This is a genomic window from Allobosea sp. P4_C6, assembly GCF_056402015.1.
Genome location: NZ_JBFUIF010000009.1, coordinates 68,243 through 93,845 on the forward strand (window position 1 = coordinate 68,243; position 25,603 = coordinate 93,845).

26 protein-coding genes and 1 riboswitch are annotated in these 25,603 nt (G+C 66.9%); of the genes, 11 read left to right on the forward strand and 15 right to left on the reverse strand.

Annotated features, from left to right (window positions below):
• The first annotated feature begins 34 nt into the window (after window positions 1–34).
• Both AC1DVA_RS08965 and AC1DVA_RS08970 read left to right on the forward strand, forming a co-directional pair.
• Entirely contained in the window at window positions 35–1,057 is a 1,023-nt protein-coding gene (locus tag AC1DVA_RS08965; protein WP_476805650.1) for an amino acid ABC transporter substrate-binding protein, read from the forward strand.
• Window positions 1,058–1,220: 163 nt separating this feature from the next.
• The gene (locus AC1DVA_RS08970) at window positions 1,221–1,658 is read left to right on the forward strand and encodes an MgtC/SapB family protein (protein ID WP_476805651.1); all 438 of its coding nucleotides are present in this window, start codon (window positions 1,221–1,223) and stop codon (window positions 1,656–1,658) included.
• A 5-nt stretch (window positions 1,659–1,663) separates the two neighbouring features.
• Here the strand turns inward: AC1DVA_RS08970 and AC1DVA_RS08975 are convergent, their stop codons facing one another.
• Window positions 1,664–1,876: a hypothetical protein gene (locus AC1DVA_RS08975; RefSeq protein ID WP_265053633.1), complete on the reverse strand. Its 213-nt coding sequence runs from the start codon at window positions 1,874–1,876 to the stop codon at window positions 1,664–1,666.
• 8 nt (window positions 1,877–1,884) lie between these two features.
• Window positions 1,885–2,043, reverse strand: coding sequence for a hypothetical protein (locus AC1DVA_RS08980; RefSeq protein ID WP_265053634.1), 159 nt, complete (start codon window positions 2,041–2,043; stop codon window positions 1,885–1,887).
• Window positions 2,044–2,163: 120 nt separating this feature from the next.
• On the opposite strand from AC1DVA_RS08980, the gene AC1DVA_RS08985 reads away from it, so the two are divergent.
• Complete coding sequence (locus AC1DVA_RS08985) at window positions 2,164–2,469, forward strand: hypothetical protein (RefSeq protein WP_265053635.1); 306 nt, start codon at window positions 2,164–2,166, stop codon at window positions 2,467–2,469.
• A gap of 10 nt (window positions 2,470–2,479) precedes the next feature.
• On the opposite strand, the gene AC1DVA_RS08990 is transcribed toward AC1DVA_RS08985, so the two are convergent.
• From AC1DVA_RS08990 to AC1DVA_RS09025, 8 genes are all read right to left on the reverse strand, one after another.
• The gene (locus tag AC1DVA_RS08990; protein WP_476805652.1) at window positions 2,480–3,376 is read right to left on the reverse strand and encodes a ribokinase; all 897 of its coding nucleotides are present in this window, start codon (window positions 3,374–3,376) and stop codon (window positions 2,480–2,482) included.
• Between the two features lie 18 nt (window positions 3,377–3,394).
• A complete protein-coding gene (rpiB, locus tag AC1DVA_RS08995) occupies window positions 3,395–3,841 on the reverse strand; it encodes a ribose 5-phosphate isomerase B (RefSeq protein WP_149128891.1) in 447 nt (148 codons plus the stop codon).
• A gap of 65 nt (window positions 3,842–3,906) precedes the next feature.
• On the reverse strand, window positions 3,907–4,695 hold the full coding sequence (locus AC1DVA_RS09000; RefSeq protein ID WP_476805653.1) for a transporter substrate-binding domain-containing protein: 789 nt from the start codon (window positions 4,693–4,695) through the stop codon (window positions 3,907–3,909).
• Window positions 4,696–4,722: 27 nt separating this feature from the next.
• Entirely contained in the window at window positions 4,723–5,475 is a 753-nt protein-coding gene (locus AC1DVA_RS09005) for an amino acid ABC transporter ATP-binding protein (RefSeq protein WP_476805654.1), read from the reverse strand.
• Window positions 5,476–5,490: 15 nt separating this feature from the next.
• Window positions 5,491–6,159, reverse strand: a complete 669-nt coding sequence (locus AC1DVA_RS09010) for an amino acid ABC transporter permease (RefSeq protein ID WP_265053639.1) — start codon at window positions 6,157–6,159, stop codon at window positions 5,491–5,493.
• Window positions 6,160–6,168: 9 nt separating this feature from the next.
• On the reverse strand, window positions 6,169–6,852 hold the full coding sequence (locus AC1DVA_RS09015; protein ID WP_476805655.1) for an amino acid ABC transporter permease: 684 nt from the start codon (window positions 6,850–6,852) through the stop codon (window positions 6,169–6,171).
• Window positions 6,853–6,860: 8 nt separating this feature from the next.
• Entirely contained in the window at window positions 6,861–7,754 is an 894-nt protein-coding gene (locus AC1DVA_RS09020; RefSeq protein WP_476805656.1) for an NAD(P)-dependent oxidoreductase, read from the reverse strand.
• A gap of 41 nt (window positions 7,755–7,795) precedes the next feature.
• Window positions 7,796–8,545: a FadR/GntR family transcriptional regulator gene (locus tag AC1DVA_RS09025; RefSeq protein WP_476805657.1), complete on the reverse strand. Its 750-nt coding sequence runs from the start codon at window positions 8,543–8,545 to the stop codon at window positions 7,796–7,798.
• A 152-nt stretch (window positions 8,546–8,697) separates the two neighbouring features.
• On the opposite strand from AC1DVA_RS09025, the gene AC1DVA_RS09030 reads away from it, so the two are divergent.
• Window positions 8,698–10,242, forward strand: coding sequence for a cation:proton antiporter (locus tag AC1DVA_RS09030; protein WP_476805658.1), 1,545 nt, complete (start codon window positions 8,698–8,700; stop codon window positions 10,240–10,242).
• Window positions 10,239–11,498, forward strand: coding sequence for a flavin monoamine oxidase family protein (locus AC1DVA_RS09035; RefSeq protein WP_476805659.1), 1,260 nt, complete (start codon window positions 10,239–10,241; stop codon window positions 11,496–11,498). Before AC1DVA_RS09030 ends, AC1DVA_RS09035 begins: the two co-directional genes overlap by 4 nt.
• Window positions 11,499–11,544: 46 nt before the next feature.
• Here AC1DVA_RS09035 and AC1DVA_RS09040 read toward each other — a convergent pair whose 3' ends face one another.
• Genes AC1DVA_RS09040 through AC1DVA_RS09050 form a run of 3 tightly spaced genes read right to left on the reverse strand, consistent with a single transcriptional unit; the run spans window position 11,545 to window position 14,782 of the window.
• Window positions 11,545–13,014 (reverse strand): protein adenylyltransferase SelO, encoded by a 1,470-nt coding sequence (locus tag AC1DVA_RS09040; protein ID WP_476805660.1) that lies wholly within the window; start codon window positions 13,012–13,014, stop codon window positions 11,545–11,547.
• A 43-nt stretch (window positions 13,015–13,057) separates the two neighbouring features.
• The gene (locus AC1DVA_RS09045) at window positions 13,058–14,374 is read right to left on the reverse strand and encodes an MFS transporter (protein WP_265053646.1); all 1,317 of its coding nucleotides are present in this window, start codon (window positions 14,372–14,374) and stop codon (window positions 13,058–13,060) included.
• Between the two features lie 45 nt (window positions 14,375–14,419).
• Entirely contained in the window at window positions 14,420–14,782 is a 363-nt protein-coding gene (locus AC1DVA_RS09050; RefSeq protein ID WP_476805661.1) for a MarR family winged helix-turn-helix transcriptional regulator, read from the reverse strand.
• 270 nt (window positions 14,783–15,052) lie between these two features.
• Between AC1DVA_RS09050 and AC1DVA_RS09055 the strand changes: the two genes are divergently transcribed.
• The 6 genes from AC1DVA_RS09055 to AC1DVA_RS09080 are packed head-to-tail and all read left to right on the forward strand — an operon-like array spanning window position 15,053 to window position 22,537.
• Entirely contained in the window at window positions 15,053–15,898 is an 846-nt protein-coding gene (locus tag AC1DVA_RS09055; RefSeq protein ID WP_476805662.1) for a VOC family protein, read from the forward strand.
• Between the two features lie 59 nt (window positions 15,899–15,957).
• The gene (locus AC1DVA_RS09060; protein ID WP_476805663.1) at window positions 15,958–17,562 is read left to right on the forward strand and encodes an ABC transporter substrate-binding protein; all 1,605 of its coding nucleotides are present in this window, start codon (window positions 15,958–15,960) and stop codon (window positions 17,560–17,562) included.
• Window positions 17,563–17,618: 56 nt separating this feature from the next.
• Complete coding sequence (locus AC1DVA_RS09065; RefSeq protein WP_476805664.1) at window positions 17,619–18,593, forward strand: ABC transporter permease; 975 nt, start codon at window positions 17,619–17,621, stop codon at window positions 18,591–18,593.
• A gap of 4 nt (window positions 18,594–18,597) precedes the next feature.
• Entirely contained in the window at window positions 18,598–19,428 is an 831-nt protein-coding gene (locus AC1DVA_RS09070; RefSeq protein ID WP_265053651.1) for an ABC transporter permease, read from the forward strand.
• A complete protein-coding gene (locus AC1DVA_RS09075) occupies window positions 19,425–21,059 on the forward strand; it encodes an ABC transporter ATP-binding protein (RefSeq protein WP_476805665.1) in 1,635 nt (544 codons plus the stop codon). The genes AC1DVA_RS09070 and AC1DVA_RS09075 overlap by 4 nt, the downstream gene beginning before the upstream one ends.
• Window positions 21,059–22,537, forward strand: coding sequence for an NAD(P)-binding domain-containing protein (locus tag AC1DVA_RS09080; RefSeq protein ID WP_476805666.1), 1,479 nt, complete (start codon window positions 21,059–21,061; stop codon window positions 22,535–22,537). The genes AC1DVA_RS09075 and AC1DVA_RS09080 overlap by 1 nt, the downstream gene beginning before the upstream one ends.
• Window positions 22,538–22,555: 18 nt before the next feature.
• Here AC1DVA_RS09080 and AC1DVA_RS09085 read toward each other — a convergent pair whose 3' ends face one another.
• Entirely contained in the window at window positions 22,556–23,842 is a 1,287-nt protein-coding gene (locus AC1DVA_RS09085) for an NAD(P)/FAD-dependent oxidoreductase (protein WP_476805667.1), read from the reverse strand.
• Between the two features lie 143 nt (window positions 23,843–23,985).
• Complete coding sequence (locus AC1DVA_RS09090; RefSeq protein ID WP_476805668.1) at window positions 23,986–25,170, reverse strand: MalY/PatB family protein; 1,185 nt, start codon at window positions 25,168–25,170, stop codon at window positions 23,986–23,988.
• A 214-nt stretch (window positions 25,171–25,384) separates the two neighbouring features.
• Window positions 25,385–25,582, forward strand: a riboswitch (cobalamin riboswitch).
• Window positions 25,583–25,603 lie beyond the last annotated feature (21 nt).

A 25,603-nucleotide genomic window follows, 5' to 3' on the forward strand; every position in this document is an offset into this window, starting at 1 on the left:
TTGTCGAAAACCAACCATAAAAAGGGGAAGTCTGATGAAGACCATCATCACCGGATTTGGGATCGCTCTGGCCGCGGCGGGCCTGGCAACGACAGCCGCGTCGGCCGACACGCTCAAGACGATCCGCGACCGCGGCAAGATCATCTGCGGCACCAGCACCGGGGTCGCCGGCTTCTCGACGCAGGACGCCAACGGCCGCTGGCAGGGCTTCGACATCGACATCTGCCGCGCGCTCGCCGTCGTGCTCTTCAACGATACGGAGAAGGCCGCTTTCGTCCCGCTGACCTCGAAGGACCGTCTGATCGCCCTGCAGGCCGGCGAGGTCGACGTCCTGCCGCGCACCACCACCTGGACGTTGGCGCGCAACACCGGCCAGGGCGTCACCTTCACCGGGGTGAACTACTATGACGGCCAGGGCTTCATGGTGCCGAAGAAGCTCGGCGTCGCCAGTGCCAGCAAGCTCGACGGCGCCTCGATCTGCGTCGCGCAGGGCACGACGAGCGAACTCAACCTCGCCGACTATTTCCGCCGTACCAGGATGAAATACGAGGTCGCCGCCTTCGGCACGGCGGAGGATGCCCTCAAGGCCTATGAGTCCGGCCGCTGCGACGCCTACACCACGGACGTCTCGGCACTCTCGGCGAACCTGCTCAAGTTCCGCGACCCGGAAGAGCATGTCGTGCTGCCGGAGGTGATCTCGAAGGAGCTGCTCGGCCCCTGGGTACGCAGCGGCGACGACAGCTGGTTCAATCTCGTCCGCTGGACGCTGTTCGCCCTGATCAATGCCGAGGAGCTCGGCGTGACCAAGGCCAATGTCAGGGAGCTCGCCGAAACCTCGACCAATCCGGAGATCCGCCGCTTCCTCGGCAAGGACGGCAAATATGGCGAGGGGCTCGGCGTCACCAACGACTGGGCGGTGCGGATCATCGCCACGATCGGCAATTACGGCGAGAGCTTCGAACACAATCTCGGCATGAGCTCGCCGATGAAGCTGCAGCGCGGCCCCAATGCACTCTGGACGCAAGGCGGGCTGCAATACTCGCCGCCGTTCCGGTAAGGCGCGCCGGCATATGGCGGCCTCAGGCTGAGGTGCGAGAAGCGAACGCGCTCTCAAGGCGGCGCTCGTTTCATCGCGCGCAGCTCCTCTTCCCAGCGTCCATCGAACGGAATCACGCCAGGCGCGTTGCACTCTCCGCACCGAGCAACCGCGGAGAATGATGATGAATTTCGATGTCTGGGGCGAAGTCGATCTCGTGCTGCGGCTGCTCGCTGGCATGGCGGCGGGCATCGTCGTCGGCTGGGAACGAACCATCAAGCAGCGGGCTGCCGGCATCCGCACCTTCGGGCTTGTCGGCCTCGGCACGGCCGCGGCCGCCACGATCTTCAGCGAACCGCATGAGGCGGACGCCGCGAGCCGGGTCGTGCAAGGATTGCTGACCGGTATCGGCTTCCTCGGCGCGGGCGTCATCGTCTTGCGGAAGGGCGATGAGGCGCCGAGGGGCCTGACCACAGCCGCGGCCGTCTGGGTCACGGCAGCGCTGGGCTGCGCGGCCGGCCTCGGCGATCATGCGATCGTCCTCTCGGCAACGGCTCTCGCCATCCTGCTGCTGGCGATCAACCATTCCGTCGAGCGCTGGGCCGGGCGCGACGCGGGCTGAACCTCCTAGGACCAGTCGTCATCGTCGTCGTGGCGGGCTTCCCATTTCTCGATCGCTTCGAGGAGACCGATCAGCTCGAGCTCCTCCGGCGAACCGGCAGCAGGATTTCCCAGTTCGGCGACTCGCTGGACCGCGCGCTCGTAATCATCCTCGCAGCGGACGATGGCGCGCCCGGGATTCGCTTCGCGCCAGGGGTTGGAGGAGAAGAATGAAAACATGTCGCCTCCTATTCCTTCGGGACCGAGGCCGGCCGCATCTCATAGGCCAGCATGGCGGCGGACAGGTCGAGAAATGCGGCTTCGTCCCGCGCCTCGTCGGGCGTCTCCGCCAAGGCTTCCAATCGCTCGACAGCCTCTCGGTACTGTTCTTCCGTCTCGATCGTCATGGTTCGACCGTTCGTCTCGATGACGGATGAACGCGCAACCCACGATCTTTGATCCCTCCCATGCGTCAGCGAGAGAGTTCCATCTGCATTCCCGCCCCACTCGGGCGTCATCGTTCCCTCATGAACCTGGGACAGCAAGAATTGCGGCGCGCGTTCAAGCGCCTGGATCGCGAACTGCCGCCGCGTCTGGCGGCCTGGATGCGGTGGCTTCGCCACCCGGCGTCGCGGTGGGTGCGACTGCCTGCGGGAGCGCTGCTCATCATCGGCGGATGCCTGTCGATCCTCCCGGTCCTCGGGCTCTGGATGCTGCCGTTGGGCCTCCTGCTGCTGGCGATGGACACGCCGTTCCTGCAGCGCCCGATGGCGCGGCTGGTCACCCGAATCCTGGATTGGCTGGAAAGGCGCAGGCGGCGCGCGGAATCCTAGCGCGTCATTGTCAGCCGAGCGCGCTTCGGCGTGGCATGCCGCCCTGCGCGCCCGGGGCGAGGCAGGATAGCGCGGCGGCGCGGCAACCGAGGTCGAGCGCCTGCCGGAGGCCGAGCCCCTCGTCGAGCGCAGCGGCGACGGCACCGACGAAGGTGTCGCCGGCTCCCGTCGTATCGACGGGTTCGATGCGCGGCGCCGGAACATGAAAAGTCTCGCCGTCGGGTGGGTGAGCGAAGGCGCCGTCGGCGCCGGCCGTGACGATGCAGCCCGTCGTGGTTCCCGCGATGAAGCGGGCGATCCCGGCGTCCGGCTCGCCAAGGATGGCGGCGACGTCGGCCGCCTCGTGCTCGTTGACGATCAGGACATCGCTGGCGGCAAGCAGCGCGCTGGCATCCGCCGTACTGAAACCATCAGGCACCGGCGCGCAATTCCAGACGACCCGGCCGCCGGCCTGCCGCGTGCGCCGTGCGAGCGCAAGCGACTGCGCGAAGGGCACTTCCATCTGCAGCACGAGCGTCATGCCGGAGGTCAGCAGCGCGTCCGGCACATCCTCCGCCTTCGGAGAAAGATTGGCGCCGCTGGCAACCGTGATCGCATTCTCCGCCCGCGCATCGACGGTGATGAAGGCGCAGCCGGTCGGAGAAGCGTCCGCCCGGACCAGCTCGATCCCGACGCCGTTGGCGGCGAGGTTGTCGATCGACTCCCGGCCGAAGCCGTCATCGCCAACACAGGCCGCCATCGCGACCCGGCCGGGCGGGGCGAGGCGCGCGGCCGCGACGGCCTGGTTCGCGCCCTTGCCGCCGAAATGGCGCTCATAGGACGGGGCGAGCACCGTCTTGCCCGGCCCCGGAATGGTCGCGACCCTCGCGACCAGATCGACATTGATCGATCCGAAGACCAGGATCATCGAGCGCCCATCCTCTGCTCAGCCTTCGGCATCCATCTGATGCAGCTTCTCGACGCGGCGTCGGAAGTCCTCGTCGGTCGAGAATTCGGCCGAGAGATAGGACGAAATCAGGTCGCTGGCGAGCCAGGGGCCGACGATCTTGGCACCGATGCACATCACGTTGACGTCGTCATGCTCGACGCTCTGATGGGCGGAGTGGATGTCGTGGCAGACGGCGGCGCGTATGCCCTTCATCTTGTTGGCGGCGATCGAGGCGCCGACGCCGGTGCCGCAGACCATGATGCCGCGCTCGGCCTCGCCGGAGGTGACCTTGCGGGCGACCTCGCGGGCGATATCGGGGAAATCGACCGGCTTGTCGTCATGGGAGCCGACATCGACGACCTCATGACCCAGCGATTTGATGTGGTCGATGACGTGCTGCTTGAGGGACCAGCCGGCATGGTCGGAGCCGATGACGAGACGCATGGTTTTTCCTGTTGTGGTTGGAGCAAGGAGCCGGCGCCCGGAGCGGGCGCCGGCTTGAGGAGCGATCAGCCGCGCATGTTCGCGGGCAGCTCGGTGCCGTGGAACTTCTTGTAGATCGCGTTGAGCTTGCCGTTCTTGAGGTTCTGTTCGACCCAGGCGTCGAGCTTCTCCAGCAGCTTGGGCTCGCCCTTCTTCACGCCGATGGCGAGGTCAAAATTGGTGATCGAGACCTTGGGCTCGAAGGCGCGCGCCGGCGCCTTGACGCCGATCTGCGAGACGATCGTCGCCGAGGTCGCGACGCAGTCGGCCTGGCCCGAGATGGCGGCGGTGACCATCGTCGCGTCGTCCTCGAAGCGGGCAAGCTTGAGGTCGCGCTCCTTCATGTTGGTCAGAGTCGTATCCTGCGTGGTGCCGCGCGAGACGGCGATCGTCTTGCCCTTCAGGTCGTCCCAACCCTTCACATCGAGCGACTTCAGGCAGCCGACGACCGATTGCAGCGCCGCATAGGGCTTGGAGAAGTCGATGACCTTGGCGCGATCCGGCGTGACCGACAGCGTCGAGATGATGATGTCGGCCTTGTTGGTCTGGACGTTGGGGATGCGGGTGGCACCCGTGGTCTGCACGAATTCGAGCTGCAGCCCCCAATCCTTGGCGAGCAGCTCTGCGGTCTCGACATCCGAGCCCGTCGGCTTCATGGCGCCGTCGATCATGCCCGAGGGCGGGATCGCCAGATCGGTCGCGATGCGGATCTTGCCGGCCTTGGTGATGTCGTCGAGCATGTCGGCGCGGGCGGCCTGGCCGGCGCCCACGAGAGCCGTCGTGCCGAGCACGGCGATGGCGAGAAAACGTTTCATCCTTGGTGTCCTTCCCGTTTTTGGTTGTTAGAGCCCGGTTCCGACGAACTGGGCGAGTTCCGGCGTCGCCGGTGCGGAAAGGATCGAGGCACTTCCGGCCTCGTGGACCCTTCCGGCGTGCATGAACACCACCTGGTCGGCGATGCCCCGTGCAAACCCCATCTCATGGGTGACCATGACCATGGTCATGCCATCGGCAGCGAGCTGCTCGATGACCTTGAGCACCTCGCCGGTCAGCTCCGGATCGAGCGCGGAGGTGACCTCGTCGAACAGCATCACCTTGGGCTGCATGGCGAGCGAGCGGGCGATCGCCGCGCGCTGCTGCTGGCCGCCGGAAAGCTGCTCGGGATAGGCGTCGAGCTTCTCGGACAGCCCGACCTTGGCGAGCATCGCCTTGGCGAGCTCGCGGGCCTCGGCCCTCTTGATGCCCTTCACCGAGACCGGCGCCAGCGTGATGTTCTGCTCGATCGTCAGGTGCGGAAACAGGTTGTAGCTCTGGAAGACGATACCGACATCCTGCCGCAGGGCGCGCAGGTCGATATCGGCGGCGTCGACGCGGTGTTCGCAGACGCGGATCTCGCCTGAATCGATCTTCTCGAAGCGGTCGATGCAGCGCAGCGCCGTGCTCTTGCCGGAGCCGGAGCGGCCGATCAGCACCAGCACATCGCCGCGCGCGACGGTGAAGCTGACCCCGTCCAGCACCTTGAGCGGGCCGAAGCTCTTATGGACCTTGTCGAGGACGACGATGGGGCGTTCGATGATGGGAAGTTCCTGGCTCATGGCTTTCACATCTCGTCAGGCCGGCATCAGCTTCGCGCGGCCGACGCCCATGCGGCGCTCGAGACGCCGGCTGAGGAGCGAGATCGGGAAGCAGAGCGCGAAGTAGATCAGGGCGATGATCGCGTAGATCAGGAAGGGCTCGAACAGCGAGTTGTTGATGATCTGGCCGGAGCGGGCGAGCTCGACGAAGCCGACGACCGAGGCCAGCGAGGTGTTCTTGATGATCTGCACCATGAATCCGACGGTCGGCGGCGTGGCGATGCGCATGGCCTGCGGCAGGATGACCTTGAGCATGCGCTGAGTGCGGCTGAGCCCCAGCCCCTCGGCCGCCTCCCATTGCGGGCGCGGCACGGCCTGGATGCAGCCGCGCCAGATCTCGCCGAAATAGGCCCCGACATAGATCGTCAGCGATGCCCCCGCGGCCCAGAGCGGCGTGATCGAGAAGCCGAGCGCCGAGAGCCCGAAATAGCCGAGGAACATGATCACCAGCAGCGGCGTGCCCTGGATGAGCTGCACATAGGCGCCGCTGAGCAGTCGCACGGCCTTGCTCGGGGACACCCGGGCGAGCGCGATCAGGAATCCGACGAGGCCGCCGCCGATCAGCGCAATGGCCGACAGCCCGATGGTCCACAGCGCGCCCTGACCGAGGAAGAGGAGATGGTTCGCGTTGAGGGAGCCGCCCATCATCGACCTCTAGAGCGACGTGCCGAGGCGCCGGCGGCGCGGGAAGAACACGAGCCCCAGCGCCCAGAAGCCGGCGCGCAGGACGAGCGAGAGCGCGATATAGGCGAGCGCGACGAGGATATAGGTCTCGAAGGCACGATAGGTGTCGGATTGCACGTAGTTGGCGACCGCGGTCAGCTCCTCGGCCGATATCTGCGAGGTGACGGAAGACGCCAGCATCAGCAGCACGAACTGGCTGGTCAGCGACGGATAGACCTTCTCGACCGCCGGCAGCAGGATGACGTGCCAGTAGATCTGGAAGCGCGAGAGGGCGAGGCCTTCCGCCGCCTCGATCTGGCCGGGCGGAATTGCTTCGAAGCCCGCCCGCATGATCTCGGCGGTATAGGCGCCGACATTGATCGCGAGCGCCGCCGCCGCCACAGAGAAGGCCGAGAATTTGAGGCCGATGCTGGCGAGACCGAAATAAACCAGGAAGATCTGGACGAGCAGCGGCGTGTTGCGGATCGTCTCGACATAGCCGGCGCAGAGCGCCGCGATGAAGCGATTGCTGCTGCCGCGGCCGATGGCACAGAACGTGCCGATCGCGCCGCCGATCAGGATCGCCATGAAAGCGAGCTGCAGCGTCATCACCGCGCCGTCGAGGAAGAGCGGCCAGCGCTCCAGAACGACGGAGAAGTCGAGATTGAGACCCATGGCCGCGGTCAGGCCCGGTTCGTCATGCGGTCATAGACCCTGAACAGCGCCTGATTGCCGTTGCCGCCTTCGCCATGAGCCCGTGCTTCGATGTACTGGCTGGTGACGAGCGCGGTGCCCGGCAGCGGCACCGAGAGCGCCTGCGCCTGCTCCTGCACGAGGCGCAGATCCTTCAGCATCAGGTCGATGCGGAAGCCGGCCCCGGCATCGCCCGCGATCATCGCCGGGCCGAGCTTGTCGAGCATCCAGGATGCCGCCGAGCCGCCGAGCAGCACGCTGCGCATCTGCTCCAGATCCACGCCAGAGGCCCGGCCGAGCGCGATCGCCTCGCAGACGGCCTGGATGTTGATGCCACAGATCAGCTGGTTGCAGAGCTTGACCGCCTGGCCGGCGCCGGGCGCCCCGACATGGGTGATCGTCGTGCCCATGCCGCGGAAGAACGGCTCTGCCTTGGCGAAGGCCGCGGCCTCGCCGCCGGCCATGATCGTGAGCGTCGCGTTCTTGGCGCCGAGCGGTCCGCCCGAAACCGGCGCATCGATGAAATCGGTCCGGGCAGCCTTGAGATCGGCATGCATCCTGCGGACGGCGACAGGCGAGATCGTGCTCATGTCGACGATGAGACGCCCGCGTGGCGGCGCAGCCAGCAGCCCGCCCTCGCCATAGATGACATCCTCGACCTGCGGTGTATCGGGCAGCATGGTGATCGCGATATCGGCGCTCGCCGCCGCCTCGGCCGGACTCTTCGCCGGCTTCGCACCCTCTGCTACCAATGCGGCGACCGCATCGCCGATGATGTCGAAGACGACGACGGGATGCCCCGCCTTCATCAGGTTGCGCGCCATTTCGCGCCCCATCGTGCCGAGGCCGATGAAGCCGACGCTGCCTTTTTCGTTCCCTGCCATGTTCTGCTCTCTCGGCATCTTTTCTGGTGAATCCGGAGCCCTCAGGCTCCCTGTGCGCTCAGCGTCTCCGGCCTGTCGCCCTCGCCGGTAACGGCGCGGCGCCGGTATTCGTCGCCGATTGCGAAATGGCGCCGCAGCGTCACCTCGGCGCGATCGGGATCGCGTGCGACGATGGTGTCGAAGACGCGCTTGTGGTCGTCGATCAGGTAGCTCTTCATCGAGCTGAACTGCTGGACCAGCTCGCGGCGGCTGCGGTGCGAGCGCGCCAGCAGCGTCGACATGGATTCATGCAGCACCGCGAGCGTCGGCGAGCGCGACGCCAGCACGATGGCACGGTGGAAGTCGAAGTCGGCGGAGCCGCCCGCATCGGCATCGTCGATCGTCTCGCCGATCCGGACCAGCGCGCGCTGCAAGCGCTCGAAATCGGCGATGGTGGCGCGCTCGCAGGCCAGGCGCACGGCTTGGCACTCGATCGCGATGCGCGCTTCCATCACGTCGTCGATGAGCTCGGCCTGCTGGGCCAGCGCGAGGGTAAAGAAATCCCGCAGCATCGAGGCGTCCGGCCGCTTCACGATGGTGCCGACGCGCTCGCGGATTTCGACGATGCCGAGCATGTGCAGCGCCCGCAGCGCCTCGCGCACGACCGGCCGGCCGACGCCGAGCTGAGTAGCGAGTTCGCGTTCGGCCATCAGCCGCTCGCCCTGCCTCAGCGTGCCGTCGAGCAACCGCTCCTGCAGGTAGGCGAAGACGCGCTCGAAACCCGACGCGCTGTCGGAACCCTGAGCTTCCATTCCCTGAACCATCGTTTTTTGTTCTGGTAAGACCAGTACGATGACCAGAGCGAAAGGTCAATCTGGAGCTGGCTCTGCCCTGTGAGCAAACCGGTCGCGATCCCGCAGCGGCTTCGCTAAGGTGCCGGCTCGCCCCAATGGAACGGCCGACGATGGTCCTGTTCGAATCGATCCTGATCATCATGCTGGCCGCCGTCCTGCTCTCGGCGGCCTCGCGCCGGGTCGGCATTCCCTATCCGGTCGTGCTGGCGGTGGCGGGAACGGGCATCGCCTTCATACCCAACGCGCCCGAGATCGCGCTCGACCCGGAGCTGGTGCTTGCGCTCTTCGTCGCGCCGATCCTGCTCGACGCCGCCTTCGACACCTCCGTGCGGGATCTTCGCAAGAGATGGCGGACTGTCGGGAGCCTGGTCGTCGTCGCCGTGGGCGTGACGACGATCGCCGTTGCCGCCGTCGCCAGATGGTTCCTGCCGGATCTGCCCTGGGCGGCAGCGGTGGCGCTGGGCGCGATCGTCGCCCCTCCCGATGCCGTCGCCGCGACCGCCATCCTGCGGCGCGTGCGCCCGCCGCATCGCCTCGTCGTCATCCTGGAGGGGGAAAGTCTCCTCAACGACGCCACGGCGCTGCTGATCTACCGGGTTGCGGTCGCCGCTATGATCGCCGGCAGCTTCTCGCCGGCTTCCGCCCTGCCGACCTTCGGCCTCGTGGTCGTCGGAAGCCTCGTCCTCGGCGCGCTGCTCGGCTCGTTCTTCGTCCGTTTCCTCGGGCGCTTCAACGATCCGCCGAGCGCGATCATCCTCCAGTTCATCACCACCTTCGGCGTCTGGATCCTCGCCGAGAAGCTCCATCTCTCAGGCATCATCACCATCGTGGTCTACGCCATGGTGCTGGCGCGCACGGCCCCTGCCCGCACGAGCGCCCGTCTGCGCATTCCATCCTATGCGGTGTGGGAGACCACCGTGTTCGTGCTTCAGACCATGGCCTTCGTGCTGGTCGGCCTGCAATTGCGGCCGATCCTCGCCGATCTCGGCCCGCAGCGAAGTGCCGCCTATGTCGGCATCGCGCTGGCCGTGCTGGCGACGGTGATCGTCGTGCGCCTGAGCTGGGTGATGGCCTATCAGGTCGTCGCGAAGCAGGCGGGCCGCGCCGTCGCCCACTCGGCCGGCGAGGAGGCGCCCCGAACCTCGACGCTGAGCGACGGCCTGATCATCGCCTGGTGCGGCATGCGCGGCATCGTCACTTTGGCGACGGCCTATGCCCTTCCCATAGGTTTTCCCTATCGCGACCTGATCCTGATGTGCGCCTTCGTCGTCGTGGTCGGCACGCTTCTGATCCAGGGCCTCACCTTGCCGCTGCTGCTCAAGCGGCTCGCCCCGGTGGAGGACCGGACGGTCGAGCGCGAATTCCGCATGGCCCGCAAGCTCGCGCTCAAGGCGGCGATCGCAACGATCGGCGACGCTCCGTCAGAGGTCGCCGAGGCGATACGCCGGGAATACGGCGCCATGCTCGAGCAGACGCGCGAAGGCGTGGAATTCGACACCGCGCAGAACCGCTTCCGGCGTGACGCCCTCGCCGCGGCGCGCGACACGGCGCTGGCGCTGCGGCGCGACGGCACCATCGGAGACGATGCGTTCCATCGGCTCGAGGAAGAACTCGATTGGCTGGAGCTCGGCGCGGCGCCGAGGGCGGTGGAATGAACAGCGAATATGATGTCGTCGTGATCGGGGCCGGAGCCGCCGGCATCGCCGCCGCCCGGCGGCTTGCGCAGGCGCGGCTTTCCGTTCTCGTCGTCGAAGCCGAGAACCGGATCGGTGGCCGCGCCTGGACGATCCATCACGACGGGCTGCCGATCGATCTCGGTTGTGGCTGGCTGCATTCGGCCGACCGTAACCCCTGGGCCGCGCTTGCCCCGACCCTCGGCTTCGCGGTCGATCGAACGCTCCCGCCCTGGGGCCGCCAGTTCCGCAATCTCGGCTTCACCGAAGCCGAGCAGGCAGCAGCACGGGCCGCCTCGGCCCGCTTCGAAGCCGATCTACGGCATGCTCCTGTCGAAACCGACCGGGCGGCCGATCTGCTGGCGGCCGGACATCCATGGAAGCCCTATCTCGAAGCCCTCAGCAGCTACGTCAACGGCGTGGAATTGGAGGCGCTGTCGATCCGCGACTACCTCGCCTATGTCGACGCCGATACCGGCGTGAACTGGCGGGTCGTCAAGGGCTATGGCCGCCTCATCGCCGCGGCTGCCGCAGAGCTGCCGATCGCGCTCGGCACCCCCGTCACCGCGATCCGGGCGGATGCACAGTGGCTCGCGATCGTCACGGAAACCGGCACCATCCGGGCCCGGACAGCGATTGTCTCCGTACCCACCGACGTGCTGGCGGCCGGCGTCATCGAGCTGCCCCACGCACTCGACGACTGGATGGAGGCCGCAAGCCGGCTGCCTCTGGGGCTTGCCGACAAGATCGTCTTCCATATCGACGAACCGAACGATCTGGAACCGGACACCCAGGTCCTCGGCAATCCTCATCTGTCCAGTACCGCGAGCTACCATTTGCGCCCGTTCGGCCGCCCGCTGGTCGAGGGTTTCCTGGGCGGCGCCACGGCGCGCGAACTCGAAGAGGACGGCGCGATGGCCGCCTTCGCGCTGGATGAGCTTTCAGGCCTGTTCGGCTCCGGAATGAGGCTCAAGCTGAAGCCGGTCGCTCAATCGCGCTGGGCCCGGCAGCCCTTCGCGCGCGGTTCGTACAGCCACGCCCTCCCGGGCCATGCCACGGCCCGTTCCGTTCTGGCGCGTCCCTGGGACGAACGCATCTTCTTCGCGGGCGAGGCCTGCTCCGCGCAGGACTTCTCGACCGCGCACGGCGCCTATCGGACGGGTCTCGATGTTGCCGACGCCATCCTGTCCCTGCAACGCGATACGCGCAGCAATGCCGGCGGCACAGCTGCCGGCTGAGGTCGCAGGCAGACGGACGTCAGCCATGCCGCAAAACTGAAACGCCCTAGGTGCCGCAGAAGGTCGCCAGCACACGCTCGTGAGCGGCGGGCGGCAGCGTGTAGGCCTCTCGCCCGGGCTGATCGTCATAGGGGTTCGCCAGAACGGTCAGCAGCTCCTCGAACGGCGCCAGATCGTCGCGCTCCACGGCGGCCTGGATCACCGCCTCGATTCGATGGTTCCTGGGAATGAACAGCGGATTGACGCCGTGCATCAGGCGCTGCCGCTCCTCCGCGGACAAGGTCTCCTGCTGTAGGCGCTCATGCCAGCGGCTCAGCCAGCCGTCGAATTCGCCTGCGTTGGCAAACAGCTCGCGACAGCGCCGCCCGCCCTCAAGGAGGTCGTCTCCGAGCCGCCGGAACGTCAATGTGAAATCGGCCTGTCCTCGTTGCATCGTCTCGAGCAGCGCCTTGATGAGCAGCACATCGTCGGGCGCCTCGCTGACGAGGCCGAGCTTGCGGCGGAAACCGGCAACCAGTCGGCTCTGGAACAGATCGTTGAATCGGTTGAGCGCGTCCTGCGCGATCGTCACCGCCCTCTCCTGGTCGTCGGACAGCAGCGGCAGCAGCGCCTCGGCGAGGCGAGTCAGGTTCCACAGCGCGATCGGCGGCTGGTTGCCATAGGCGTAGCGGCCATGTTCGTCGATGGAGCTGAACACGGTCGCGGGATCGTAGCTGTCCATGAAAGCGCAAGGCCCGTAGTCGATCGTCTCACCGGCGATCGACATGTTGTCCGTGTTCATCACCCCATGGATGAAGCCGATCAGCATCCAGCGCGCGATGAGATCCGCCTGCGCGGCGATGACGGCTTCCAGCAAGGCGAGATACGGCGCTTCGCTGCCGGCCACACCCGGATAATGCCGGGTGATGACGTGGTCGGCCAGGAGGCGAAGGGCCTCGACATCGCGGCGGGCCGCAAAGAACTGGAAGGTCCCGATCCGGATATGGCTGGAAGCGACGCGGGTGAAGATCGCGCCCGGCAGGAGCGTCTCGCGCCTGACGACCTCGCCGGTCAGAACGGCGGCAAGTGCGCGCGTCGTCGGCACGCCAAGCGCGGCCATCGCCTCGCTGACGATGTATTCGCGCAGAACCGGGCCGACCGCTGCCCTGCCATCCCCCCGGCGCGAGAACGGCGTCGGACCGGAGCCTTTGAGCTGGATGTCGCGTCGCCGGCCCTCGCGATCCACCACCTCTCCGAGCAGGATCGCGCGACCATCCCCGAGCTGTGGGCTGAAGCCACCGAACTGGTGGCCCGCATAGGCCGTCGCGATCGGGCTCGCCCCATCGGCGATGCTGTTGCCAGCCAGCATCGCAAGGCCATCCGGTCCCTTCAGCCAATCCGGATCGAGGCCAAGCTCAGAGGCCAGCGTCTCGTTCAGTTTGATAAGCCGTGGCGCGGCGACCGCGGTCGGATCGACCGCGGCATAGAACCGCTCGGGCAGGCGCGCATAGGAGTTGTCGAACGGAATCGCGGTCATGGCTTGTAGATAGGCATAAGCCGCGATGTCGCAACACAGGCGATCAGGCCGCCGCCGGCACGAGGTCCCGCTCGCGGGGCTCGCGCACCGCGACGATCGCGACCGCGGCGATCAGGCAGAGCACGCCGGCGATGAAGAAGGCCGGCAGATAGCTCGCATAGACCGTGCGGCTGAAGCCCGCCCCCCAGGCCGCGGTGGCGGCGCCGAGCTGGTGCCCCGCGAAGATCCAGCCGAAGACGAGATTGGCGCGCTCGCCGAAGCGGTCGGCCGCGAGCTTGACGGTCGGCGGCACGGTGGCGACCCAGTCGAGCCCATAGAACACGGCGAAGATCGACAGCTCGTAGAAGCTGAAGCTGGTGAAGGGCAGATAGATCAGGGAGAGCCCACGCAGGCCATAATACCAGAACAGCAGCTTGCGGCTGTCGAAACGGTCGGACAGCCAGCCCGAGCCGACCGTGCCGGCGAAGTCGAAGATGCCGATGACCGCGAGCATGCCGGCCGCAGCCACCGGCGCCATGCCGAAATCGCCGCAGAGCGAAACGAAATGGGTCTGCACCAGGCCGTTCGTGCTGGCGCCGCAGACGAAGAACGTGCCGAACAGCGCCCAGAAGATGCCGGAGCGCGAGGCGTCCTTCAGCGCGATCAGCGGCGAGGCCAGCATGGCGCGGAACGTCGCGGGCGCCGCCGGCGGCGCGGCTGCCGGGGCGGTCGCGCCATAGGGGGCAAGCCCAATGTCGGAAGGCCGGTCCCGCATCAGCACCAGCACCGCGATCGCGGCGAGCAGCAGCATCACCAGCACGACCGTGAGCGCGCTGCGCCAACCAAGCGTCTCCGTCAGCGAGGCGAGCAGAGGCAGGAAAACGAGCTGGCCTGTCGCCGTGCTGGCCGTGAGCAGGCCGATCACGAGGCCGCGCCGTGCCGAGAACCAGCGTGTCGCCACCGTCGCGCCCAGCACCATGGCGGTCAGCCCCGTGCCGAAGCCGACGACGACGCCCAGGAACAGCATGAGCTGCCACAGCGTCGTCATGACGAATGAGCCGAGCACGCCGGCTGCGATCAGCGTCAAGGCCACGGCCGCGACGCGCCTGACGCCGAAGCGGTTCATGAACGCAGCGGCGAACGGCCCGATCAGCCCGAACAGCACCAGCCGGATCGCGAAGGCGGAGGAAATCTCCGAGGTCGACCAGCCGAATTCCTGATGCAGGGGGCCGATCAGCACGCCCGGCGCTCCGACGGCGCCGGCCGTGACCAGCATGGTCAGGAAGGTGACCGCCGCGACCACCCAGCCATAGTGGATGCCGCGTCGAGCAAAAAAGCGTGGAAGCGCCGAATTGTCGGCGGAGGCGGCTATCTGCGACATGAGAGCATCCAATTTATAGGTATATACCCGTTTAAGATTAAACGATCAGAGAAGGTCGCTCAGTTCGTTGAGAGCCTTGAGACGCTCGACGCCAAGGCGCCCGGTGATGTCCTGCTGGCACGTCTCCCAGAGCGGCGACGCCTCTTCCAGAACCGCTTCTCCTTGAGAGCTCAGCGACACGACCAGCTCCCGCTGATCTTCGCCGCGCCCGAGCGATACGAGGCCCATCTTCTCGACCACGCGGATATTGCGCCCCATGGTCGATCGATCGAGTTCCAGAAGCCGGCCCAGCTCCGTCAGGCTGACCGGCTGGTACCTGCGGACGTTTCTGAGGATGGCGAACTGGGCGATGTTGATCCCCACCGGCGCCAAGGCGACGTCATAAAGCCCCGCGATCTTGCGGGTCACGGTCTTCAGGCGCGTGCAGTAGCAGGCAATGGACATAGTTGCGGGTATATGCCCGCTTCGATCGGAAATCAAGCACGATCCAATCACCGCGCCGCGACCTATCCACTACAGCCGGCCCGCATAATGCCGACCACGAAAAGGAGATCATTCATCTCCAAAAACGGAAAATAACGATAAGGACATTCCCCATATTGCCCGACTAGATTGCCGACCGAAGAAGGAAATTCTTCGCCTGAGCCGCCGCAAGCGGCATTATCTCGGACCGGCTGAATGTCTCTCAATCATATTCTCGGCGTCGACCATGTCGTCGTCGCCGTTCGCGATCTCGCTCTCTCGGCCAAGACCTGGGAAGAGCTCGGCTTCACCGTCTCGCCGCGCGGCCTTCATTCGTCGCATATGGGCTCGGCCAACCACACGATCATGCTGCAGGACGACTATCTCGAGCTGCTCGGGATCGTCTCCGACACCGACCAGAACAAGCCGACGCGCGATTTCCTGACGAAGCACGAAGGCATCGAGCGCATCGCCTTCACCACGGACGACGCCGCGGCCGGCGCGGCCGAGATCACTGCGCGGGGCTTTCCGGCGATCGGCCCTGTGCATTTCGGCCGGCCGGTGCCGCTTCCCGGCGGCGGCGAGGCCGATGCCAAGTTCAACGTCTTCCGCTGGCCGCTCGACGAGCAGCCCGGTGGCATCCGCATCTTCGCCTGCCAGCACCTGACGCGTGAGAACGTCTGGATTCCGGTTCTCCAGCAGCACGCCAACGGCGCCGTCGCGCTGCGTCGCGTCGAGATCCTGTCCGCCGATCCGCAGGCTGCCGCGGCGCATTTCTCGCGGCTGATCGACGAGCCGGCGCAGCAGGAAGGCGCGGTCTGGCGCGTCGCCTCCGGACGCTCGCGCGCCGACATCCTGTTCTACACCGCCGAGACCTTCGCCGAGCGCTATCCCGACGCCGTGCGCGAAGGCGCCGCAAGCCAAGGCGTCGCGGCGCTCGTGCTCGCCACGCGAGATCTCGACGCCGCCGCCACGGCCTCCGGGGCGATCCGCCACGGCGAAGTAGCCAGCGTTCCCGCCGCCCGGGCTTCCGGCTCGGTGCTCAGCTTCGTGCCGGCCTGACCGGCACGACTTCTGCATTCCGTCTTTCAGCCTCCGAGCTCAGATCGTCGAGGATCCCCATGGACTCCACCCGTCGCTCAATCCTGATGACCTCCGCCGCCATCGCGGCCAATGTCGTCAACCCGTTCAAGGCCTTCGCGCAGGAGACCCCGCGCAAGGGCGGCGTCTTCGGCGTGCATTACGGCGCCGAACAGCGCCAGCTCAACCCGAGCCTGCAGGCCTCGACCGGCGTCTACATTATCGGCGGCAAGATCCAGGAGCCGCTGGTCGATCTCGATGCCAACGGCAACCCGGTCGGCGTCCTCGCCGAGAGCTGGGAAAGCACGCCCGACGGCAAGACCATCACCTTCAAGCTGCGCAAGGGCGTGACCTGGCATGACGGCCAGCCCTTCACCTCGGCGGACGTCCAGTTCACCGCGATGGAGATGTGGAAGAAGATCCTGAACTACGGCACCACGCTGCAGCTCTTCCTCACCGCCGTCGATACGCCCGATCCGCTGACCGCGGTCTTCCGCTACGAGCGGCCGATGCCGCTCAACCTGCTGCTGCGCGCCCTGCCCGATCTCGGCTACGTCTCGCCGCGCCACCTCTACGAGGGCAAGGGCGACATCCGGAACAACCCGGTCAACCTCGCGCCGATCGGCACGGGGCCGTTCAAGTTCGTCTCCTACGAGCGCGGCCAGCATGTCATCGCCGATCGCAACCCGAACTACTGGCGCGAGAATGCGCCCTATCTCGATCGCATCATCTGGCGCGTGATCACCGACCGCTCGGCCGCCGCCGCCCAGCTCGAAGCCGGCCAGCTCCACTACAGCCCGTTCTCGGGCCTGACGATCTCGGACATGGCCCGCCTGTCCAAGGACAAGCGCTTCATCGTCTCGACCAAGGGCAATGAGGGCAACGCCCGCACCAACACGATCGAATTCAATTTCCGCCGCAAGGAACTCGCCGATATCCGGGTGCGCCGCGCCATCGCGCATGCGCTCGACATCCCGTTCTTCATCGAGAACTTCCTCGGCGATTTCGCCAAGCGCGGCACCGGGCCTATCCCCTCGGTCTCGACCGATTTCTACCCGGCCGACAACGGCCCGCAATACCCGTTCGACAAGGCGCTCGCGGTCAAGCTGCTGGACGAGGCCGGCTACAAGCCCGGTGCCGGCGGCACGCGCTTCTCGCTCCGGCTGACGCCCGCGCCGTGGGGCGAGGACATCTCGCTGTTCTCGACCTTCATCCAGCAGTCGCTGGCCCAGGTCGGCATCAAGGTCGACATCGTCCGCGTCGACGGCGGCGGCTTCCTGAAGAGCGTCTACAACGATTGGGATTTCGACCTCGCCACCGGCTGGCACCAGTACCGCAACGACCCGGCCGTCTCGACCACGGTCTGGTACCGTTCGGGCCAGCCCAAAGGTGCGCCCTGGACCAACCAGTGGGACTGGAAGGACGAGGCCGTCGACAAGATCATCGACGACGCAGCGACCGAGGTCGATCCGGCCAAGCGCAAGGCGCTCTATGGCGACTTCGTCCGCAAGGTGAACACGGAACTGCCGATCTGGACACCGATCGAGCAGATCTTCGTCACCACGATCAGTGCCAAGGCCCGTAACCACTCGAACACCCCGCGCTGGGGCTCATCGAGCTGGCACGACCTTTGGTTGGCCGAATAAGAACAGGAGAGCGGGCCGGCTTTTCGCACAGCCCGCGACAACACGGCGCGTCGATCATGCGTATCTTGACCCTTGCGGGGCGGCGGCTCGCCGCCTCGATCCCGACCCTGTTGCTGATCCTGATCGGCATCTTCCTGCTGCTGCAGTTCGCACCCGGCGATACCGTCGACGCCATGATGGCGCAGATGGGCGGCGGCGACGCCAAGCTCGCGCAGGAACTGCGCCGCTTTTACGGGCTCGACCTCTCGACCGCCGAGCGGCTCGGACAGTATCTCTGGCGGCTGATCCGCTTCGACCTCGGCCACTCCGCCATCTACGGCAAGCCGGTCGCCAGCGTCATCGCCGAGCGCCTGCCGGCGACGCTGCTGCTGATGGTTTCCGCCCTCTCCTTCGCCTTCTTCGCCGGCATCGTGCTCGGCGTGCTCGCGGCGCGCGACGTCAATCGCTGGCAGGACACGCTGATCTCGACGCTCGGCCTGATCTTCTACGCCACCCCCTCCTTCTGGTTCGGGCTGATGGCGATCGTTTTCTCCGTCCATCTCCAATGGCTGCCGGCCGGCGATTTCGAGGATATCGGCGCCGGGCTGACGGGCTTCGCCCGCACGCTCGACATCGCGCGCCATCTCGTCCTGCCGACGCTGACGCTTGGGCTGATCTACCTCGCCATCTATCTGCGGCTGATGCGCGGTGCGATGCTTGAGGTGCTCAACCTCGACTTCGTCCGCACCGCCCGCTCGAAGGGCCTCGACGAGACCCGCGTCATCACCCGCCACGTCCTGCGCAACGCCTTGCTGCCGATGGTGACGCTCATCGGCTTGCAGGCCGGCACGATGCTCGGCGGCTCCGTGGTCGTCGAGAGCGTCTTCTCGCTGCCGGGGCTCGGCCGCCTCGCCTATGAATCCGTGATCCAGCGCGACCTCAACACGCTGCTCGGCATCGTCTTCGTCTCGGCGCTGCTGGTCATAGTCGTGAACTTCATCGTCGACCTGCTCTATGCGCGGCTCGACCCGCGCATCGCGCCGGAGGGTTGAGGCGATGGATATCCTCAAGCGCTATCTCCGCAGCCCGGCCGCCGTGATTGGACTCATCCTCCTGCTGATCGTCATCGCGATGGCGGCGAGCGCCGGCTGGCTCTTCCCGCGCGATCCCCTCGCGCTCGCCGGCCGGCCGCTGCAATGGCCGCTCGCCAATCCGCGCTTCCTGCTCGGGACCGACAATTCCGGCCGCGACATCGCCGCCCAGATTTTTTACGGCGCGCGCATCTCGCTGCTGATCGGCATCGTCGCCACCGTCATCGCAGTCGCGATCGGCATCGTCATCGGCGCGCTCGCCGGCTTCTACGGCGGCAAGGTCGATACCGTGCTGATGCGCATCACCGAGGCCTTCCAGACCCTGCCGAACTTCCTGCTGCTGCTGGTGCTGGTCGTGGTCTTCGGCTCGACGCTGACGACCGTGATGGTGGCGATCGGCATCGTCTCCTGGCCGGCTCCCGCCCGGCTCACCCGCGCCGAGTTCCTGTCGCTGCGCAACCGCGAATTCGTGCAGGCCGGCCGCACTATCGGCCTGCCCGACATCAAGCTGATCTTCGGCGAGATCCTGCCCAACGCCCTGCCGCCGGTGATCGTGTATGCCAGCGTCGTCATGGCGGTCGCGATCCTGCTCGAAAGCTCGCTCGCCTTTCTCAAGCTCTCCGATCCCAACGTCGCCTCCTGGGGCAATCTGATCGGGCTCGGCCGCGATGTGCTGCGCGTGCAGTGGTACGTCTCGGCCATTCCCGGCGTGGCGATCCTGCTCACCGTGCTCGGCGTCTCGCTCGTCGGCCAGGGCTTGAACGACGCCCTCAACCCGAGGCTCAAGGGACGATGAGCGCGATCCTTACCCTCGACGGACTGACAGTCGGCCTGCCCAGGGGCGCTGACCGGCCGCATGCGATGCAGGATGTCTCGCTGGAGCTGAATGCGGGCGAGATCGTCTGCGTCGTCGGCGAATCCGGCTCCGGCAAGTCGATGACGGCCAATGCCATCATGCGCCTGCTCCCTACAGGCGTTGCGATAGAGCGCGGCCGCATCCTCTTCGAGGGCCGCGATATCGCGACCGCCAGCGAAGCGGAGATGCGCAGGATTCGCGGCGCCGGCATCGCCATGATCTTCCAGGAGCCGATGACGGCGCTGAACCCGCTGCGCAGCATCGGCGACCAGATCGGCGAGATGCTTGGCATCCATACCGATCTCGGCAAGCGCGCGATCGCGGCCCGCGTTCAGGAACTGCTCGTGGAGGTGCAAATCCCCGAGCCGGAGCGTGCGGCGAAGGCCTATCCGCATGAGCTCTCGGGCGGCCAGCGTCAGCGCGCCATGATCGCGATGGCGCTCGCGCTGGATCCGAAGGTGCTGATCGCCGACGAGCCGACGACGGCGCTCGACGTCACCACCCAGGCGCAAATCCTGAAGCTCATCCGCGAGTTGCAGGCGCGCAAGGGCACCGCAGTGCTCTTCATCACGCATGATTTCGGCGTCGTCGCCGAGATCGCGGATCGCGTCATGGTGATGCAACGCGGCCTCGTCGTCGAGCAAGGCGAGCCCGAGACCGTCCTGAACCACCCCGCCCACCCCTATACGCGCCAGCTCATCGCCGCCGTTCCGGCCCTGAAGCCGCCGCCGCCGCGCCCGCTTTCGGACGAGGCGATCCTGACGATCGAAAACGTCTCGAAGACCTATCGCACCGGCGGCTTCCTCGGCCGTGGCCAGCGCGTCACCCACGCGGTCAAGGACGTCACGCTCACCCTGCCGAAGGGCGCGACGCTCGGCATCGTCGGCGAATCCGGTTCCGGCAAGTCGACGCTGGCGCGCTGCATCATCCGGCTGATCGACCCCGACACGGGCGCGATCCGGCTCCAGGGCGAGGATCTGACCAAGCTGTCCCGCGCCGAGATGCGCGCGCGCAGCCGGCATATCCAGATGGTGTTCCAGGACCCCTTCGCCTCGCTTAACCCGCGCCGCAAGGCCGGCGATCTCGTCGCGCAGGGGCTCGTCGTCAACGGCATGCCGCGTAGGCAGGCGCTCGAACGCGCCCGCGAACTCTTCGGCCTCGTCGGGCTCGATCCCGCTGCGGTCGACCGCTACCCGCACGAGTTCTCCGGCGGCCAGCGCCAGCGCATCGGCCTGGCGCGTGCTCTGGCGCTCGAACCCGATGTCCTCGTCGCCGACGAGCCGGTCTCGGCGCTCGATGTCTCCGTGCAGGCGCAGGTGCTGAAGCTGCTCGCAGACCTGCGCGAAAGGCTCGGCCTCTCCATCGTCCTCATCACGCACGACCTGCGTGTCGCCGCGCAGGTCTGCGATCTGATCGCGGTGATGAAGAACGGCGAGGTCGTCGAGGCCGGGACGGTGGCCGAGGTCTTCGGCCAACGCCGGCACCCCTATACGCAGGCCCTGCTCGCCTCGATCCCCGGGCAAGGCTTCGGCACGACCGAAGCCACCCGCGAGTCGGCGGAGGTTTCGTGATGAAGCGCATCGCAACGCCAGTGCCGATCGCCGACGGTCTTGCCCGCCACGAAGCGCGGGTGAAGCGTGACCTAGCCTTGCTCGGCATCCCGGCCAAGCCCTGGCTTCATCCCAAGGCGATGGCAGACGGCGAGCCGGTCCTCGACGTCGCCATCATCGGCGCCGGCATGAACGGCATCGCCGCCGCCTCGGCCCTGCTGGCCAAGGGCATCGTCAACATCAGCCTATTCGATGCCAACGAGCCCGGCCGCGAAGGCCCGTGGAACAGCTATGCGCGCATGGACACGCTGCGCTCTCCCAAGACGCTGACCGGGCCGGCGCTCGGCATGCCGGCGCTGACCTTCGCCGCCTGGTACAACGCCAGCTTCGGCGAAGCGGCCTGGGAGGCGCTCTACAAGATCCCGAACGCCGTCTGGGTCGATTACCTCAGCTGGCTCCAGCGGGTGCTCGCCCTGCCTGTGCAGCACCGCACGGCGCTGACGAAGCTGCGCCCGCATGACCGCCTGCTTGCACTCGATCTGAAGACCGCCGAGGGAACGAAGACCGTATTCGCCCGCCATGTCGTCCTCGCCACCGGGCGCGGCGGTGCGGGCGGCGATCTCTGGCCGGATATCGTCCCGCGCGACCTCAAACCCGCTTTCGCGGCCCACAGCAACGACCCGATCGATTTCGAGCGACTGCGCGGTAAGTCGATCGGCGTCATCGGCGGCAGCGCCTCGGCCTGGGACAATGCTGCCACCGCTCTCGAGCAAGGCGCGGCGAACGTAGAGATGTATCTGCGCCGGTCGCATCTGCCGCAGATCAACAAGGGCCGCGGCTCGGCGACCCAGGGCTTCTTCCACGGCTGGAGCACCCTCACCGACGCCGACCGCTGGGCACTCGCCGCCTATCTCGACGACATGCTCGCGCCGCCACCGCACGAGACCGTGCTGCGTGCGCTGAAATCCAGTGGGCTTGGCATCCGCTTCCGGCATCGCGTCGCTTCGGTCAGACGCGAGTCCGGGCAGGTCGTGCTCGACATCGACATGCCCGAGGGCCGCATCGAGCGCCGCCACGACTTCCTCATCGTCGCCACGGGTTTTCAGGTCGACGCGGCGCGTATTCAGGAACTGTCGGAATTCGCCGGACATATCGCGCGCTGGAGCGACCGCTATACGCCGCCGGCCGAGCTTGCACGCCCGACATTGGCGCAGGCGCCCTATCTCGGACCGGGATTCGAGCTCCTGCCCAGGGATGCCACCGCGCCGGCCGAACTCTCCCGCATCCATCTCGTCAACCACGGAGCCAATGTCAGCCATGGCGCGATCGCGAGCGACATTCCGGGCGTCGCGATCGCCGGCGAGCGTGTCGCGCAGGCCCTCGCCGCCGCCTTCTTCAGGGAAGACAGCGCCACAATCAGGCGCGATCTCGAAGCCTTCGAGGAGGCCGAACTGAAGGACACGCCCTTCTTCCGGCCGGAGGATTTCGCGCGCTCCTGATGCGGGACAGAAACGCGATCAGCGGGGCGCGTCGGCTTCGCCGCTCTTCGCCTGCCCTTGCGTGATCAGGCGGGCGCTGCGGTGGCCGCTGACATAGATCCACAGCCAGTTCAGCGCGACGGCGAGGCGGTTCCGCAGGCCGATCAGGAAGAAGATGTGCGCGACGCCCCAGGTCCACCAGGCGATGCGCCCCTTCAGCTTGATCCAGCCGAAATCGACGATCGCCGCGCGCTTGCCGATCGTCGCGAGATTGCCGGCATTGCTGTAGGCGAAGGGCGGCGGCGCGGCCTCGCCCTTCAGCCGCGCCTTGATCACTCCGGCGACGTAGCGCCCCTCCTGCTTGGCCGCTGGCGCGACGCCGGGCACCGGCTTGCCGTCGGCCGAGACGACATGGGCCGTGTCGCCGACGACGAAGATATCGCGCTGGCCGGGTACCGTGAGGTCGGGCTCGACCATCACCCGCCCGGCCCTGTCGGCCGGCGCGCCGAGCCACTCCGCCGCAGGCGAAGCAGCGACGCCCGCCGCCCAGAGGATCGTCCTGGCCGGCAGGAAGGCGCCGCCGAGTTCGATCCCGTCCGCGGTGCAGTTCGAGACAGCGTGACCGAGCTTGATCTCGACGCCGAGCCCGATCAGCGCCCGCTCCGCATAGGCCGAGAGGTCCTCGGTGAAGCCAGCCAGGATGCGCGGGCCGGCCTCGACCAGGATGACGCGTGCGGAGCGCGTATCGAAGTTGCGGAAATCGCCGCGCAACGTGTCATGCGCCAGCTCGGCGATCGTGCCGGCAAGCTCCACCCCGGTCGGACCTGCGCCGATGATCACGAAGGTGAGGAGCTCGGCGCGCCGGGCAGCGTCCGTCTCCCATTCTGCCTGCTCGAAGGCCGAGAGAATACGCCGCCTGATCTTCGTCGCGTCTTCGAGCGTCTTCAGCCCGGGTGCGTAGGGCTCCCACTCGTCATGGCCGAAATAGGAGTGTCGTGCCCCGGTCGCCAGGATCAGGCTGTCGAAGGCAAGCGGCGGCTCGCCCTCGATCAGCACCGTCTTCACCCCCGCATCGACGCCGACGACGCTGCCCAGCAGCGTGGTGACGTTCTTGTATCGCCGCAGCAGCGAACGGGCCGGCCAGGCGATTTCGGAGGTCGGCAGCGACGCCGTCGCGACCTGATAGAGCAAAGGCTGGAAGAGGTGATGGTTACGCCGGTCGATGAGCGTGATCCTGACCGGCTCGCCGGCGAGATTTCGCGCCGCCTCCAGCCCGCCAAAGCCGGCTCCCACGATGACGATGTGATGGGGCGTGCCGGCCGTCATGGGCTACCCAACCTGAAACAGGCTGCGACGGCGATATCTGGAGATGCGTCTCATGAGTTCTCCCGCTTCACCAATAAGCCAGTGCCGCCTTTGCGAGAAGCGGGGAGATGGCGCGGGACGACAGAACCGTCCCGCATTCGGCGCTATTGCAGATCGCGGAACGCTTCCTTCAGCCGCTCGACGGCCTCGATCACGGTGGCGCGCGGCGTGGCGAGGTTGAAGCGCAGGAAGCTGTCGCCCCCCGCCCCGAAGCTCGCGCCATGGTTCACCGCGATCTTCGCCTGCTTCTCGACGCGGGCGGTGAATTCCGCCGGCTCCATGCCAGCCCCGCCGAAATCGACCCAGGCGAGATAGGTCGCCTCGAGCGGCATCGAACGCAGGCCGGGAATGGCGTTCACCCCGTCGTCGAACAGCTTCCTGTTGCCGTCGAGATAGGCCACGAGCCGGTCGACCCAGGCCGCACCTTCGGGGCTGTAGGCGGCGGTCGCCATCGCCATGCCGAAGGAATTGGGCGAGATGCCATGGGCGTTCATCCGGGCGCGGAACCGCTCGCGCAGCGGCTCGTCGGGAATGATGACGTTGCCGACATGGGCGCCCGCGATGTTGAAGGTCTTGGTGGTCGCCGTCATCATCACGAGGCGGTCCGCGATTTCAGGCGCAGCCAGCGGCATGACGGTGTGCCTGGCGCCCGGCATGACCAGATCATGATGGATCTCGTCGGCGACGAGGATCAGGTCGTGGCGCTTGCAGAAGGCCGCGATCTCGCGGAGTTCGTCGCATGTCCAGACGCGCCCGCCCGGATTGTGCGGCGAGCACAGCATCAGCATCCGCTCGCGGCCGGTCATCTGCGCATCCCAGCCGGCGATGTCGAGGACGTAGCGGCCCTCCTCGATCGGCAGCCGGCACTCCACGACCTCCCGGCCGGCCGAGCGGATGATGCGGGCGAAGGCGTGGTAGACCGGCGTCATCAGCACGACGCCATCGCCCGGCGCGGTGAAGGCATCGACGCAGAGCGCCGTGCCATTGACGAGGCCATGGGTGGTGAAGATCGCTTCCGACGCCACGTCCCAGCCATGGCGGGTCTTCATCCACCAGCGGATGGCGTCGCTATTGGTGCGGTCGTCGCCGAAATAGCCATAGACGCCGTGGGCCGCCATGCGCTCGACCGCCTGCTGGACGCAAGGCGGCGGCCGAAAATCCATATCGGCCACCCACATGGCAATGCCGTCTGAAGCGGCAACGCCATAATACTTCTCCATCGTGTCCCATTTGGCCGAATGGGTCCCGCGGCGGTCGATCTGCTCGTCGAAGTCCGGCAACCTAAGCATCGTCATCCTCGGCAACAGCAGAGCGGCCAAGCCGCGGAAAGCGCCGAGAGATGGTGATTCCGACCCGGCCCGTGGCTTCTGTTCTGCCGCGCCGGCTCGCGGGCGTAAACCGGCGCGATCGCGACGGCTGGCCTCCGGATACGACATGGCGCGCGATCTCCCGCCCCCGTCCTTACCTTTGGTTAAACCTATTTGACGACGACACTTTTCCGCCGTAATCGTCACCGGGACGGTTCCCTCACGGGATCAAAAGGGAACGCGGTGCGGGTGGCCAGCCACCCCATGCCGCGGCTGCCCCCGCAACTGTAAGCGGCGAGCCTTTCGCCATACGCCACTGGGACCTCGGACCTGGGAAGGCGGCGAAGGGCATGGACCCGCGAGCCAGGAGACCTGCCGTCAGCCGTGGTCACACGCGAACACGTTCGGACGGGGT